General features: G+C 35.5%; 10 protein-coding genes and 2 pseudogenes. 5 read left to right on the top strand and 7 right to left on the bottom strand.

The annotated features are described in order from the left end of the window. Positions 1-84 precede the first annotated feature (84 nt). Both BUC11_RS04580 and BUC11_RS04575 read left to right on the top strand, forming a co-directional pair. Positions 85-1,023, top strand: a pseudogene (locus BUC11_RS04580) (2-hydroxyacid dehydrogenase); the annotation flags it as partial. A 454-nt stretch (positions 1,024-1,477) separates the two neighbouring features. After that, positions 1,478-1,757: pseudogene (locus tag BUC11_RS04575) on the top strand (TM2 domain-containing protein). 154 nt (positions 1,758-1,911) lie between these two features. On the opposite strand, the gene BUC11_RS04570 reads toward BUC11_RS04575, so the two are convergent. Next, positions 1,912-3,714 carry a GNAT family N-acyltransferase gene (locus BUC11_RS04570; protein ID WP_073352359.1) on the bottom strand — a complete coding sequence of 601 codons (1,803 nt, stop codon included), beginning with the start codon at positions 3,712-3,714 and terminating at the stop codon, positions 1,912-1,914. A gap of 202 nt (positions 3,715-3,916) precedes the next feature. On the opposite strand from BUC11_RS04570, the gene BUC11_RS04565 reads away from it, so the two are divergent. The 3 genes from BUC11_RS04565 to BUC11_RS04555 all read left to right on the top strand — a co-directional run bounded on the left by BUC11_RS04565 (position 3,917) and on the right by BUC11_RS04555 (position 7,032). After that, positions 3,917-4,678, top strand: coding sequence for an exodeoxyribonuclease III (locus BUC11_RS04565; RefSeq protein ID WP_073352355.1), 762 nt, complete (start codon positions 3,917-3,919; stop codon positions 4,676-4,678). A gap of 157 nt (positions 4,679-4,835) precedes the next feature. Further along, positions 4,836-5,777 carry an OmpA/MotB family protein gene (locus BUC11_RS04560; RefSeq protein WP_073352353.1) on the top strand — a complete coding sequence of 314 codons (942 nt, stop codon included), beginning with the start codon at positions 4,836-4,838 and terminating at the stop codon, positions 5,775-5,777. 217 nt (positions 5,778-5,994) lie between these two features. Next, complete coding sequence (locus BUC11_RS04555) at positions 5,995-7,032, top strand: aldo/keto reductase (RefSeq protein ID WP_073352351.1); 1,038 nt, start codon at positions 5,995-5,997, stop codon at positions 7,030-7,032. 146 nt (positions 7,033-7,178) lie between these two features. On the opposite strand, the gene BUC11_RS04550 is transcribed toward BUC11_RS04555, so the two are convergent. The 6 genes from BUC11_RS04550 to panC all read right to left on the bottom strand — a co-directional run bounded on the left by BUC11_RS04550 (position 7,179) and on the right by panC (position 14,063). After that, positions 7,179-9,146, bottom strand: coding sequence for a transglycosylase domain-containing protein (locus BUC11_RS04550; protein ID WP_073352349.1), 1,968 nt, complete (start codon positions 9,144-9,146; stop codon positions 7,179-7,181). Positions 9,147-9,341: 195 nt separating this feature from the next. After that, positions 9,342-9,776 carry a hypothetical protein gene (locus tag BUC11_RS04545; protein ID WP_073352347.1) on the bottom strand — a complete coding sequence of 145 codons (435 nt, stop codon included), beginning with the start codon at positions 9,774-9,776 and terminating at the stop codon, positions 9,342-9,344. Between the two features lie 341 nt (positions 9,777-10,117). Beyond that, positions 10,118-11,479, bottom strand: a complete 1,362-nt coding sequence (gene radA, locus BUC11_RS04540) for a DNA repair protein RadA (protein ID WP_073352345.1) — start codon at positions 11,477-11,479, stop codon at positions 10,118-10,120. Beyond that, on the bottom strand, positions 11,479-12,627 hold the full coding sequence (locus BUC11_RS04535) for an alpha/beta hydrolase-fold protein (protein ID WP_073352342.1): 1,149 nt from the start codon (positions 12,625-12,627) through the stop codon (positions 11,479-11,481). Before BUC11_RS04535 ends, radA begins: the two co-directional genes overlap by 1 nt. 222 nt (positions 12,628-12,849) lie before the next feature. After that, positions 12,850-13,200 carry an aspartate 1-decarboxylase gene (gene panD / locus BUC11_RS04530; RefSeq protein ID WP_073352340.1) on the bottom strand — a complete coding sequence of 117 codons (351 nt, stop codon included), beginning with the start codon at positions 13,198-13,200 and terminating at the stop codon, positions 12,850-12,852. 14 nt (positions 13,201-13,214) lie between these two features. After that, entirely contained in the window at positions 13,215-14,063 is an 849-nt protein-coding gene (gene panC / locus BUC11_RS04525; RefSeq protein WP_073352338.1) for a pantoate--beta-alanine ligase, read from the bottom strand. Positions 14,064-14,113 lie beyond the last annotated feature (50 nt).

Here is a 14,113-nt window from a genome sequence, read left to right as displayed (position 1 = left end):
TACAAAATTGCACTCTATTTTCCTTTGTTAAAGCAATAAATCGTATTTTTTTTGTTAATTTGAGGGATCAAAAAAAGAACACTTATGGACATCAAAATCCTTCACATAGACAGCAATCATCCCTTACTTTGGAATCAATTGCAGGATTCTGGATTTATAAATCATAGCGATTTTAACTCTTCAAAAGAAGAAATTGAAACTAAAATTCAGGAGTATCAAGGAATTGTTATTCGGAGCCGTTTCAAAATAGATAAAACCTTTTTAGACAAAGCCATTAATTTACAATTTGTAGCGCGAGTAGGAGCTGGATTAGAAAGTATTGATTGTGACTATGCAGCCTCAAAAAACATTACGCTTATCGCTGCGCCAGAAGGAAATCGAAATGCTGTTGCCGAACATACCTTGGGAATGATTTTATCCCTTTTTAATAAATTGAATGAAGCCGATAGCGAGATACGTTCCGGGCACTGGAATCGAGAAAGCAATCGTGGTCATGAATTGGACGGAAAAACCGTGGGGATTATTGGCTATGGAAATATGGGAAAATCTTTTGCTAAAAAACTTCGTGGGTTTGATGTGGAAGTATTGTGTTATGATATTCAGGATAATGTAGGTGACGTCAATGCAAAACAGGTTTCATTAGCAAAATTTAAGCAAAAAGTAGATGTAGTGAGTTTACACATTCCGTGGACTCCTAAATCCGATAAAATGGTTGACAGCGATTTTATTAATGGATTTTCAAAATCCTTTTGGATTGTCAATACGTCTCGTGGAAAGAATATTGTCACTGCTGATTTAGTTTCGGCTATGAAATCCGATAAAATTCTCGGTGCAGGTTTGGATGTTTTGGAATATGAGAAATTATCTTTCGAAACCCTGTTTACTGATAAAAATACACCGGAAGCTTTTCAATATTTATTGAAAGCCAAGAATGTCATTCTGACACCACATATTGCCGGTTGGACATTCGAGAGCCACGAACGATTAGCGCAAGTCATAGTTGATAAAATAAAAACGAAATATTTTGGTCAAGCCAAAGCTGTTGAACCGGAAAAACGAGTTACAGGAATAGGCGGTTTCTTTTTTAAAGCAGAAGATCCGATGCAGTTGATTGCCTGGTACGCCAAACATTTAGGTTTAAAAACAGATGATTATGGTGCTACTTTTCATTGGAAAGACGCCGTAGGGGAGGATTGTACTACGCAATGGTCGCCTTTTGCCGCAGGTACAAAATATTTTGAACCAAGCGAAAAACAGTTCATGCAAAATTTCAGAGTGGAGAATTTAGAACGCTTGTTGCAAAAATTATCGGATGAAGGTGTAACAATTATAGGTGATGTACAGACTTATGAGTATGGAAAATTTGGCTGGATTTTGGATGTCGAGGGAAATAAAATCGAACTCTGGGAGCCTATTGACGCTACATTTCAATAAATTTCTATTATAACTACCAAAAAATAACCTAAAACCAACTTTTATGGAAAACGCAAAGTTTGAAGCTTGGAATAACCCAACACCAATTCGTAAAGACAATAAAAAACTTCCAGCGGGGATTTTAGCCATACTTTTGGGGCCTTTTGGCATTCATAAATTCCTTTTAGGACACAACAGAAGGAATTATCTGGTTAGTGATTAGTCTTTTTACTTGTGGTACGGTTACTTATATATTAGGTGTTATCGAAGGAATAATTTACTTGACAAAATCAGATGAGGAATTTTATATTACATATCAACTAAATAAAAAAGCGTGGTTTTAAAGGCTGAAATAAGCGATTTTTAATAGCTATACTTTAATAAATAAGAAGGCCACTACTTTCAAAAAAATCCTGCCATTTATAGGGTTTTGATTTTGAAAGTAGTGGCTTTGTGAGCGTTGTAATCGTGTTGATTTTCAAAAAGTTTTGAAGAAAATCAATCTTCTTTATCAGCTAATTTTCGTTCTAATTCCGCTTGAAATTCCTCCATCACAGGTTTCATGGTGCTTTCGGGAATATCAGCAATTCGGATGTACATTAATCCATCAACGGCATTGTTAAACAGTGGATCAACATTAAAAGCAACCACTTTTGCATTTTGTTTGATGTATTTTTTAATCAAAACCGGCAAACGCAAACTTCCTGGTTCGAGTTCATCAATAATTTTATCAAACTTATTTAAATCGGATTCTGCTTCATCAAAAATGAAATCTTTATCGGCATCTTTCAATTTTACTTTATAGGCTTTCTTTGGGTGAATGTATTGTGCAATATAAGGATCGTAATAATTGGACTTCATGAATTCAATCATCAGCGATTTAGAAAAATCTGAAAATTGATTACTGATACTTACGCCTCCCAATAAAAATTTGTGTTCTGGATATCGTAAAGTCGTGTGCATAATTCCTTTCCAAAGCAAGAAAAGCGGCATTGGTTTCTGTTGGTACTCTTTGATGATAAAAGCTCTTCCCATTTCTATGGATTTGTGCATCATATCATGTAATTCGGGTTCAAATCGGAACAAATCGTTGAGGTAGAATCCATTTATTCCATATTTAGGATAAATTTCTGAACCCAATCCCATTCGATATGCACCAGCAATTTTATTGGCTTCATTGTCCCATAAAAAAAGATGATGGTAATATTGATCGTGCTTGTCTAAATCAATGGATTCATTTGTTCCTTCGCCCACTTCGCGAAAAGTAATTTCTCGTAAACGACCTATTTCATGGAGGATATTTGGAATTGCATGTGCTTCAGCAAGAAACACTTCGTAATTTTTACTTTGTAAAAGTCGACAATCGGTACTTCGTAATACATCTACTTCTTTAGTCATTTTATCTTGACTAGCCCCAGTAACAATAGTCTTTGGACTTTTAGGAATTTTTAAGGTAGGTGTAGGCAAAAAAGGGATTTCTTTCTCGAAAGGATTCGCTAACATGTAGGTTTTCTTTCTTAAAAATTCAGAATATTCCTCTATCGTTGTATGCTCATTTTGTTCACTTACGGAAATAGGTTTGCCAATGCGCACTTTGATCACACGGTGTTTTTGACTAAACACTTCCGAAGGCAGTTTTGCCGTTCTAAATGTTCCGCTTATTTTAGAAAGTAAATAAAATAATCGGCTGTTTTTTGCATGAAAATAAATAGGGACAACAGGAACTTGGGCTTTTCTAATGACTTTTATAGCGCCTTCTTCCCAAGGTTTATCTACCATCAGTTTTCCATCTTTATAAGTAGAAACTTCTCCGGCTGGAAACATGCCTAGCGGCTTTCCATCACTCAAATGGCGAAACGTTTCTTTTAATCCTACTACACTTGATTTTGTATCTTTGTGATTTTCAAAAGGATTTACAGGCATGATGTATTTCTTGAGCGGGGCAATGCGATGCAAAAGAAAATTAGCTATAATTTTGAAATTTGGTTCTCTTTCCAACATCAATTTCAGTAACAAAACCCCATCAATTCCTCCCAATGGATGATTTGAAATCGTGATATAAGCACCTTCCTTTGGCAAACGTTTTAAATCTTCTTCTGGAATTTCGAATTTTATTTGTAAATCATCTAGTATACCATTCAGGAAATCAACTTCCGTTAAATGCTTATTTCTGTCGTATACTTTGTTTAAAGTGGAGATTTTTAGCACCTTCATCAAGATCCAGCCGGAAAAAGTCCCCAGAACTCCATACTTGTCTGCATTTATTGCTTTTGCAACTTCCTTCGCGGTTACTAAACCCATGTATTTTATCTTTTTTTAGAGCAAGAAACAAAGATAGCAAAAAACTCCATTTTCTCTATTTTTCTCCATCAAACTTCTACTTTTTTGTTACATTTGAAACCCACATACAAACAATATAATTTTTCCGATAAAATAAAAAAGTGGGTTCCTGACAACGGCAGGTAAAAATAATTTTTTCGGAAGAATTTCAAAAAAGTATTCAATGAAAATTATTTCATACAACGTAAACGGAATCAGAGCCGCTATTTCAAAAGGATTTATAGACTGGTTGCAACAAGCAAATCCAGATATTATTTGTCTTCAGGAAATTAAAGCAACCGAAGACCAAATTCCAGTAGACGATATCACAAAAGCTGGATATCCCTACCAATATTACTATTCAGCAACCAAAAAAGGCTATAGCGGCGTGGCTATTCTTTCCAAAATCAAACCCAATAATGTGGTTCACGGAACCGGAATTCAGCACATGGATTTCGAAGGTAGGAACCTTCGTGCTGATTTTGATGGGTTTTCTGTGATGAGTTTGTACTTGCCATCGGGAACTAACATCGATCGATTGGACCATAAATTCACGTTCATGGATGATTTTCAAAACTACATTGACGAACTCAAAAAAGAAATTCCAAACCTAATTATTTGCGGGGATTACAATATTTGTCATGAGGCAATCGATATTCATGATCCTGTCCGCAACAAAAATGTTTCCGGTTTTTTGCCGCAAGAAAGAAATTGGCTTGACGGCTTTATGAAATCTGGATTTGTAGATAGTTTTCGACATTTTAATAGTGAGCCACACCAATATACATGGTGGAGTTACCGCGCTGGAGCCAGAGGAAACAACAAAGGCTGGCGCATTGATTATAACTTAGTTAGTGATTCTTTAAAACATAAATTAAAAAGAGCCGTTATTTTATCAGATGCAGTGCATTCGGATCATTGCCCAATTTTAGTGGAAATAGAGTAACATTTTTAGGAGCTATTTCCCGCTTTACTCTGCAATCTTGTTGTTTTTGGCAGCAAAAACAACAAGGATTTCCGTTTCAATCGGGGCTAGGGGATCCGGATAAAATTTGAGTTTTTGTTTTCAAAACAACATTAGAAACAACATAAATACAAACAAAATGATTAAAAAAGTTTCCATCGGATTAGTAGTATTGGCACTTTCAACTTCCTGTGTGTCCAAGAAAATATACAATGACTTAGAAAGTAAATACACCGATTCCAAAAAAGAAAACAGAAGTTTAGCAGATGAAAATGCTGATTTGTTAAAAGCTAAAAACCAATTAGAATTAGACCGTGATGGTTTAAAAACGGATTTAAGCAAGTCTAAATCAGAACTAGATAAGTTGAAAGCAGATTACGCTGCGGCTCAAAATAAATTCAAAGTCTTGCAGGATTCGTATGCCGCTTTAGAAAAAAATAGTGGTGATGCTTTGCAAAGCAACATGAAAAAAAATCGTGATTTGCTAGAGCAATTGGACGAAAAAGGAAAAGCATTAGCAATGGAACAAGAGCGATTGAGCAAAAGTGCACAGCGTTTGCAGGAATTAGAAGATTTGATTGCTGCCAAAGAAGCCAGTATGAAAAAATTAAAAGAGACCTTGTCAAATGCCTTGAATAGTTTTGAAGGAAAGGGGTTGACAGTCGAGCAAAAAAATGGGAAAGTATATGTTTCTATGGAGAACAAACTACTTTTCAATTCAGGAAGTTGGGCAGTTGGTTCCGAAGGGAAAAAAGCAGTAATAGAAGTTGGTAAGGTTTTGGGTGATAATCCTGATATATCCGTATTAATTGAAGGTCATACAGATGATGATGCTTTTACGGCATCAGGACCTATTGCTGACAACTGGGATTTATCCACAAAAAGAGCCACAGCAATAGTTGCTATTTTGAGTGAGAACAAGAAAATCAATAAACAGAGTCTAACGGCTGCTGGAAGAGGAGAATTTTCACCATTAGCAAGCAATTCAACAGCGGACGGAAAAGCTAAAAATCGTAGAATCGAAATAATTCTAACACCTAGATTAGACGAAATCGCCGAAATGCTAAAGGAAATCAATTAAAGATCAAAATTGTAAAGAGGGAAAGGTTCAAAGTAGTTGCTTTGGACCTTTCTCTTTTACCGCTAATTCGCTAATTTTATCTTTGGAATGGAGCTTTTTAATTCGCGAATTCGCGGATATATTTTGTAAACGTTTCTCAATTTTCTGTTAACTGTAAATCTAAACAACAAACTAATTTTATCTTTGTTTTCGAAAATAAAATACAATTTCCTTAAAAATGAAATACACAACTTTACCAAATACGGATATAAAAGTCAGCAAAATTTGCCTTGGAACCATGACTTTTGGGCAACAAAACACAGAAGCGGAGGGTCATGCCCAAATGGATTATGCCTTAGAAAATGGAGTCAATTTCTTTGACACTGCTGAGATGTATTCGATTCCAGGGCGCCAAGAAACGTATGGAAGTACGGAGAAAATTCTTGGAACTTGGTTCAAAAAATCAGGTAAAAGAGAGGAAGTGGTTTTGGCATCCAAAATTGCTGGACCCAATCCGAATTTTGGTTACATGAGAGACAAGTTAGATTTTTCACCAGCTAGCATCAAGTTTGCATTAGACCAAAGTTTACAACGCTTACAAACAGATTATCTTGATGTGTACCAATTGCACTGGCCAGAACGCAAAACCAATTATTTTGGGCAACGTGGTTTTAAAGTTCAGGAGGATGCTTGGGAAGATAATATTCACAATGTTCTCGAAACATTAGACGGTTTTGTCAAAGAAGGAAAAATTAAACATATCGGACTTTCAAATGAAAATCCTTGGGGAATTATGCGTTTTCTAGAGGAAAGCAAATACAATGATTTGCCAAGAGTAAAAACGATTCAAAATCCATATTCATTATTGAATAGACTTTTTGAAAATGGTTCTGCTGAAATTTGCTTGAGAGAAAATGTTGGGTTATTAGCTTATTCACCAATGGCTTTTGGCGTTTTATCGGGTAAGTTTTTATCGGGCGAAGTGCATCCAAATGCTAGGCTTAATTTATTTCCACAATATTCGAGATACAACAGTGCGCAATGTACAGAGGCTACCCGATTGTATCAAGAAATCGCTAAAAAAAACGGACTGACTCTGACAGAATTGTCCTTGGCATTTATAGCCCAACAACCTTTTGTAACCAGTACCATCATTGGCGCAACCTCATTGGAACAATTAAAGGAAAACATAGATACGATTCAAGTAACACTTTCCGAGGAAATTCTAAAAGCAATTGATGAAGTTCAGGCTGTTATTCCTGATCCGGCACCGTAAATTAAAAAACTATTTTTTGTCATTCCGACAAAGGAGGAATCTCACATAATGGGATTTCTACTTTGTCGGAATGACAATATAAAAGCAAATTTAAACCTTGTGAACTTGGCGATTTCTTCGTGAACTTTGTGGTTAAAGCTGCAGCATTAAAGATCAAACTCATCATCATTAGCTAAAGAATCTACTTTTATTTGTGTGGAATCCTGTACTTTGAATTTGATAAAAGATTTTGCAGGTCCTGAAATTAGTATGGGTAACGACTTGTAAATAGTGTCATCCGGAGTCAAAAGTCCTCTTCGAAACATAATATTGGTTAAGAACGATTCTTGTTTTACGGCAAAATCTTTCAACATCCCTTGATTGTTAATCTGATACATGAATTTTTTAGGACTCGGGATAATTCTGGCGAGATACAAGCATTCGTTCAGCGATAATTCTGCAGGTGTTTTTTGGAAATAAAACTGACTTGCTTCGCCAATTCCATACACATTTGGTCCCCATTCGATAATATTAAAATACACTTCGAGCATGCGTTCCTTGCTCACAATTCGGTTGTTTTCCAAAATGTAAACCAATAAAATTTCTTCTAGCTTTCGAGAAACCGTTTTCTCCCGACTCAGGAATGCATTTTTTACTAATTGCATGCTGATGGTACTAGCTCCGCGGGAAAACTTTTTGGTTCTTATGTTTTTGACTATGGATTGTTTAAATGCTTCGGTGATAAATCCTCTATGACTAAAGAAAGAAGGATCTTCGGTTGTCAAAACCGATTTTTGTAAATAGGGCGAAATTTGGTCCAAAGGCGTGTAATTTGGATTCGCATTTCCTACCAAAACACCTCGTTGAAACACCTTGTTGATTAAAGCGCGATACATAAATTCGCCATTAAGTTTGTTGAGATTGGCTTCGCCGTATTTTGTAATTCTTAGGTTTTCTTTCTTCAATTTACTATCAAAAACCAGTTGATTGGGTTTGTTTTGGTTGAACGCAAAATCCAATTTATAATCAAAAGTTCCAGTGGCCTCCATTCCCTGAAAATGGGTAAATAAGCCGTCAGGAAGCGAGGTAATAAAATCCTGCGCTTTCATTTTTGGTAGGTTTACCTTGAGTTTGTAAATGGTATCTTTTTCTGTTTCGTAAGCGGCATAAGGATGAAATTTTATCTTATTCAACTGAACCGTTGAGCTGCTATCAATCGAGATAAAATTAGAACCGAGTAAGAATCGGTAATCGAATTTGGCGTTTTTTAATAATACATCTTTGCTCGCAATTTTTGGGTGGTTGAGTTTTAAATTGGCAATAGCCATAAACCCATCAATATGTAGTTGATCACCATCTCTATCTATGTTTTGAATATTCAATCGAATAGAGTCAAAGCTTGATTTTAGGTTGAAACGCTCGTCTAAATACGGCATTTGGATGGCGCCAGTATCGATATTGACGAAACGGATATCGGCTTTTTTATTTCTTGGATCTGCAAATCCCTTGATTTTCCAACGTTGTGATATCGTATTGGTTTGAACTTGTATCGAAGTTTCGAGCTGTTTGTTGACCAAGCGCAGTTTTTGAAAATTGATGGTTGCTTTTTTCCCGTTATCATCGAGTCTAAAAGAAAGATTGTCCAGAATCATATCCGTTGGGACTAAATTCAGTGCTTTTGAGATGATTCTATAGGTAAACTGCGCGTAATCTTTTTTCTCATCGCGTATTTCTGTTTGATTATCTTTTTTTAGAAAAGCATCAAAATTTCTCACTTTTCCTTTTTTTACTAACTGTACAAAACCGTTCTGGACTTCTAAAGTTCCCAGTTGAACATCACCAGTTAGGAGATGCCATAAATTGACACTAGTTTTTAGTTTTTGTATTTTAAACAGCGTGTCTGCATTTTTAGGAACTAATATAATCTCCGAAAGATTCAGTCTTGATAGTCCATCGAAGGAAGCTTTTTTTATAGTAAAAGAGCTATTGTATTCGACTTGCATTTCATGGGAAACTTTGGCTATTGTTTGCTGTAATACGGCATCTCTAAATATATAAAAAGCAATAAGTATAGCGACAAACAATACAAAAAGTACTTTTGCTGCGATAAGTAGTTTTTGTTTTCCAGTTTTCATAAACAGTTGATTTAAGTATAAAATACAGCGACATGCATCTTGGGTATAAAGAAAAGGAATATAATACTAAAGGAAACATTTTTATGGTATTCTTTAGTACTTTGATTTGAAATTGAAAGTGTAAAATAAAAAAACTACAACGGAGAAAGCGTTGTAGTTTCTAAATTATTTTGCGGTAACGATAGTTTCAGTGTGTTAGGGCTTTGGTGTCTTAAATTGGGAAGGATTGTAATAGCGTCTCACTTTTTCTACAATTTGGTTTAACGTCATTTTATCGGCCGTTTCGACTGCTTTTAGTTTTCCGGGTTCTAATAAATGTTCTGTTAATAATTTATGTTCCAGTTTAATTTTGGTTTGTGCTGGACCAAAGACAATAAGCTCATCTGATTTTTTAACATACGAAAGGACTGATTTTATAAAATAGTCCAACTCTTGTTTTTTTCTTTCCTCAAATTTTTTGTCACTATTGCCATGATGAGCTCCAGAGAACGTCCCTTTATCGCCTTCTTTATTATGATAGACGCTATTTTCAACCTCAGAATCTATTTCAGTAATTTTTTCTGTATCACCATCAAGAGCGACAATTATCGCTTTTGAGGAATCAATCCAAATACCAGTTTGTCTTTTCATGGTTTTGATATTTTAAATTAAAATTGCTCGTTTTTGTGTTGTTTTATGCCAGCAAAATCAGATACAGTGATTTGAGCAGAATTGAGTCTACTTTATTTTTATTTTAGCAAGAAGTGGGCCGTGACTCTACTTCTTGCTAGAATTAGCACTTTGCCGAGATGTTTGGAATAAGAATTAATAGCAAGGAGTAAATGCTTCATTTTGTATCTTAATGTGTTGTTAGACATAAAGTTACAAAAAATAATATACCCTTTTCTTAATTTAGAGTATTTATTTTAAATCGTAAAGTAGGGCAATAAAAAACTGGAATGAGGCTCTTTAAATTTATGTGGTTTTAAGAATTATCCAAACAGTTCACTTACTACATCTTCAATTTTGGCAACCAATCGGATTTTGATCCCAGTGTTTTTCAAAGCGATTTTATTGTATTTGGATACAAAAATGGTTGAAAAACCTAGTTTTTCTGCTTCCTGTATGCGCTGGTCTACGCGATTTACGGGACGGATTTCACCTGAAAGTCCTACCTCGCCGGCAAAGCAAAAGTCTTTATTTACGGCAATATCTTCATTAGAGGATAAAATAGCGGCCACAACAGCCAAATCTATGGCAGGATCATCTACTGAAATCCCGCCGGTTATATTCAGGAAAACGTCTTTGGCGCCAAGCCTAAAACCAGCTCTTTTTTCTAAAACGGCCAAAATCATATTGAGCCTTTTGGCATTATAACCTGTGGTGCTGCGTTGCGGTGTTCCATAAACGGCGGTGCTTACCAAGGCTTGTATTTCAATCATCAACGGACGCATGCCTTCTAATGTGGAAGCAATTGCTGTTCCTGATAGTTCCTCATTTTTATGTGAAATCAATATTTCCGATGGATTTGAAACTTCTCTCAAACCATTGCCTAACATTTCATAGATACCAATTTCGGCAGTAGATCCAAAACGATTTTTTAACGAACGTAAAATGCGATACACGTGATTTCTATCGCCTTCAAACTGTAAGACGGTGTCAACCATGTGTTCTAAGATTTTTGGTCCAGCAATGTTTCCGTCTTTGGTGATGTGACCAATCAAAATTACGGGAATATTGGTTTCTTTGGCAAACTTGATCAGTTCAGCTGTGGTTTCCCGGATTTGAGAAATACTACCGGGAGTAGATTCAATATAATCCGTATGTAAGGTTTGAATGGAATCGATAATCACGATTTCCGGTTGTATGGCTTCAATTTGTTTGAAGATGTTTTGTGTTTTGGTTTCCGTCAGAATATAGCAATTATCTCCGCTGGGCGTAATTCTTTCGGCACGCATCTTTATTTGTTTCTGACTTTCTTCACCGGAAACGTATAACGTTTTATAAGGTAGCTTTAAAGAAATTTGGAGCAAAAGGGTACTTTTTCCAATGCCTGGTTCGCCACCCAAAAGGATCAATGAACCGGGAACTATTCCGCCACCTAGCACACGATTCAGTTCAGCGTCAGTAGTATCCATTCGGATTTCCTGAGCGGAATCAATTTCATTTATTCGTAAAGGTTTTGGTGCTTTGCTGCTAGTGGAAGTCTCACTTTTCCACGCTGTTTTTTCTTGTTTTTGGATAATTTCCTCTGCGATGGTATTCCATTCTTTACAAGAATTGCATTGTCCTTGCCATTTGGCGTATTGTGCTCCGCAGTTTTGGCAAAAAAAAGTAGTTTTTACTTTTGTCATTATTTTTTTGGTGTTTGACTGATCATATCATCGTATTTTTCCATCATACTATCTTTGGTAAGGTTACCGATTTCCTCTAATTGAGAAGCACTTTGATAGCGTTTCGCCGCTTTTTTTGGATCGCCCATTTTTTCATACATCAATCCCAATTCATAATCAGCAAGCATTGATTTTGGGTAGTTTTTGTTGGCTATTTCGGCTAATTTTTCTAATTCAGCGTATGCTTTATTTTTTAAAATGGCCGCTTCAATTGCTTTGAAATCATTGACGCGAATGGGTATTCTTAAGCCTAAATTTTTAGATATTACATCATATTTGTTAGTTAAGTAATCTACATAACCAGATTGAAGGACGGCAATTTTCTCCGAATATTCAGTAGAAGAAATGGGTTTGTACGTATCGAAAAATTGGTATAAAGCATTTGGAATCGAATACAAAACCAGTGAATAATGAGATGCACCTTTGAAATTGTCAAACTTGTAATTTAGTAACGGATTGGTAACCAGTTTTATATTTGTGTCTAATTTTTTGATAGAGGTTTGCAGTTTCTTTACATCGCCATCACCATTGGATTGATAATAAAAAATAGGTTGTTTAAGTTTTGAAAGTGACTCTGGAATACGGTTTTCCATATCAGGTGCTAGTTCTGGACTCAATGAAATATAGGCATTAAAAATAGGATTGTCTTTGTACAGAAAAAAATTCAAAAATCCCGCAGTCGTGTCATGGCCAGCAATCATTCGAAAAGGAGCTACAGGGTACTTTTTTTCTATGTATGGCAACAACTCCGCTCGAATGAATTCGAAAAATTTAGCGCCTTTTCTGGAAGGGACACCATCAGCTTCGTCATAATTGCAGTCGTCAAATCGTTCGTTATTTTTGTTTTGGCTGATGCCAACAATGATAATTTCAGGTAAATCATCCCAATAGGCTCCATAATTTAAGGCGCCGTAGAAAGGATCAAACAGATAATCGCCATCCAGTAAAATAAGAATAGGGTATTTTTTAATTGGGTTTTTATCAAAAGAAGGTGGGAGACCGATGGTGATTTCCCTGCTTTCACCAAGCACTTGAGAATCGAAAGCAATCACAGTTTTTTGTGAAAATACAGAAATGGAAAAGAGTAATAAGAGTATTAGTTTTTTCATGATTTGTTTTGTTTTAGAATCTATAGAATGCTCTAAATAAGAGCAAGCAAGATAAACATTATTACTTTTAATTGAAAAAGAGTAACGGTAAATGTTACTATTGCGCTTTGATTATAAGGTAGGAACTAGCGTTTAAAAAATAGCCACTAATTCTCTGATTTTAAAATGCAAAATCAGAGAATCAGTGGCTAAAAGATAGTGTTGATTGAATTCGTATAGCAATTAAGTCAACGAGTTGTCGTTTTCATTTGGAAAAATCACCCATGGTTTAAAGGTTTTAGCTTCTTCAAAATCTAGGGTTGCGTAGGATATGATGATGATGATATCGTCTTTTTGAACTTTTCTTGCTGCAGGACCGTTGAGGGTAATGGTTCCTGAATTTTTTTCGCCTTTAATGGCGTAGGTTTCAAAACGTTCTCCGTTGTTGATGTTTACAATGGAAACTTTTTCGCCTTCAATGATATTTGAGGCCTCTAATAATGATTCGTCAATGGTGATAGACCCGATGTAATTTAGATCGGCACCTGTCACTTTAACTCGGTGAATCTTTGATTTTAAAACTTGAATTTGCATGCTACAAAAGTAAATTAATTTAATGAAATGGTATCAATCAAACGGATATTGTTGACTAATACGGCTATGAAAGCGCGGTATTTTTTATTTTTATTTTTTCGATTACACGATATAAGGGTTGCTTCATCGGCAATGGTGAAGTATTCCAGCGTAAATTGAGGATTTTTTTTAAGGAATTTTTGAACCCATTCTGAGATTTTTGCTGCGCTATTTGTCGGAAATTTAGCTTTGACAGATGTCAATATTTGATATATAACTGCCGCTTCGTCTCTTTCCTGAGCAGATAAGTGTTCGTTTCTAGAACTCATGGCTAGATTGTTACTTTCTCTGTAAATGGGACAACCAACGATAACTACTTTTAAATTATTTTTAGCTACCATTTTTTTTACAATTTGCAATTGTTGGAAGTCTTTTTCTCCAAAGTAAGCATGGGTAGGTTCCACTATTTCAAAAAGGCGTTTGACCACAGTACCTACACCATTAAAATGTCCGGGTCTGAATTTGCCTTCCATTGGATATTCGAGGCCATCAAAATCAAACGATTGAGAAACGGGTTGTCCGTCATAAATATCTTCAACTGTAGGGGCGTATAAAATAATATTCGGATCCAAATTCGTAAGTTTTTTCACATCTTCTTCTAATGTCCTTGGGTATTTTGCCAGGTCTTCAGGATTGTTGAATTGGGTAGGATTCACAAAAATACTCACTACAGTATTTGTGTTTTCCGCCAATGATTTTTGCATTAAAGCCAAATGACCTTGATGTAAAGCGCCCATTGTTGGAACAAATCCAAGGGTAGAATGGATTGTTTTTATTGATTTCAAATAGTCCATTAAAGATGCTTTTCCGTAGAAAATAGGCATGGCAGTTTTATTAAAATTAAATGCAAACTTACTATTTTAGTTAATAACTG

Source organism: Flavobacterium xanthum (genome assembly GCF_900142695.1).
Lineage (GTDB): Bacteria > Bacteroidota > Bacteroidia > Flavobacteriales > Flavobacteriaceae > Flavobacterium > Flavobacterium xanthum.
The sequence above is the reverse complement of the archived record's forward strand: the minus strand, read 5'-3'. Positions and strand labels throughout refer to the sequence as shown.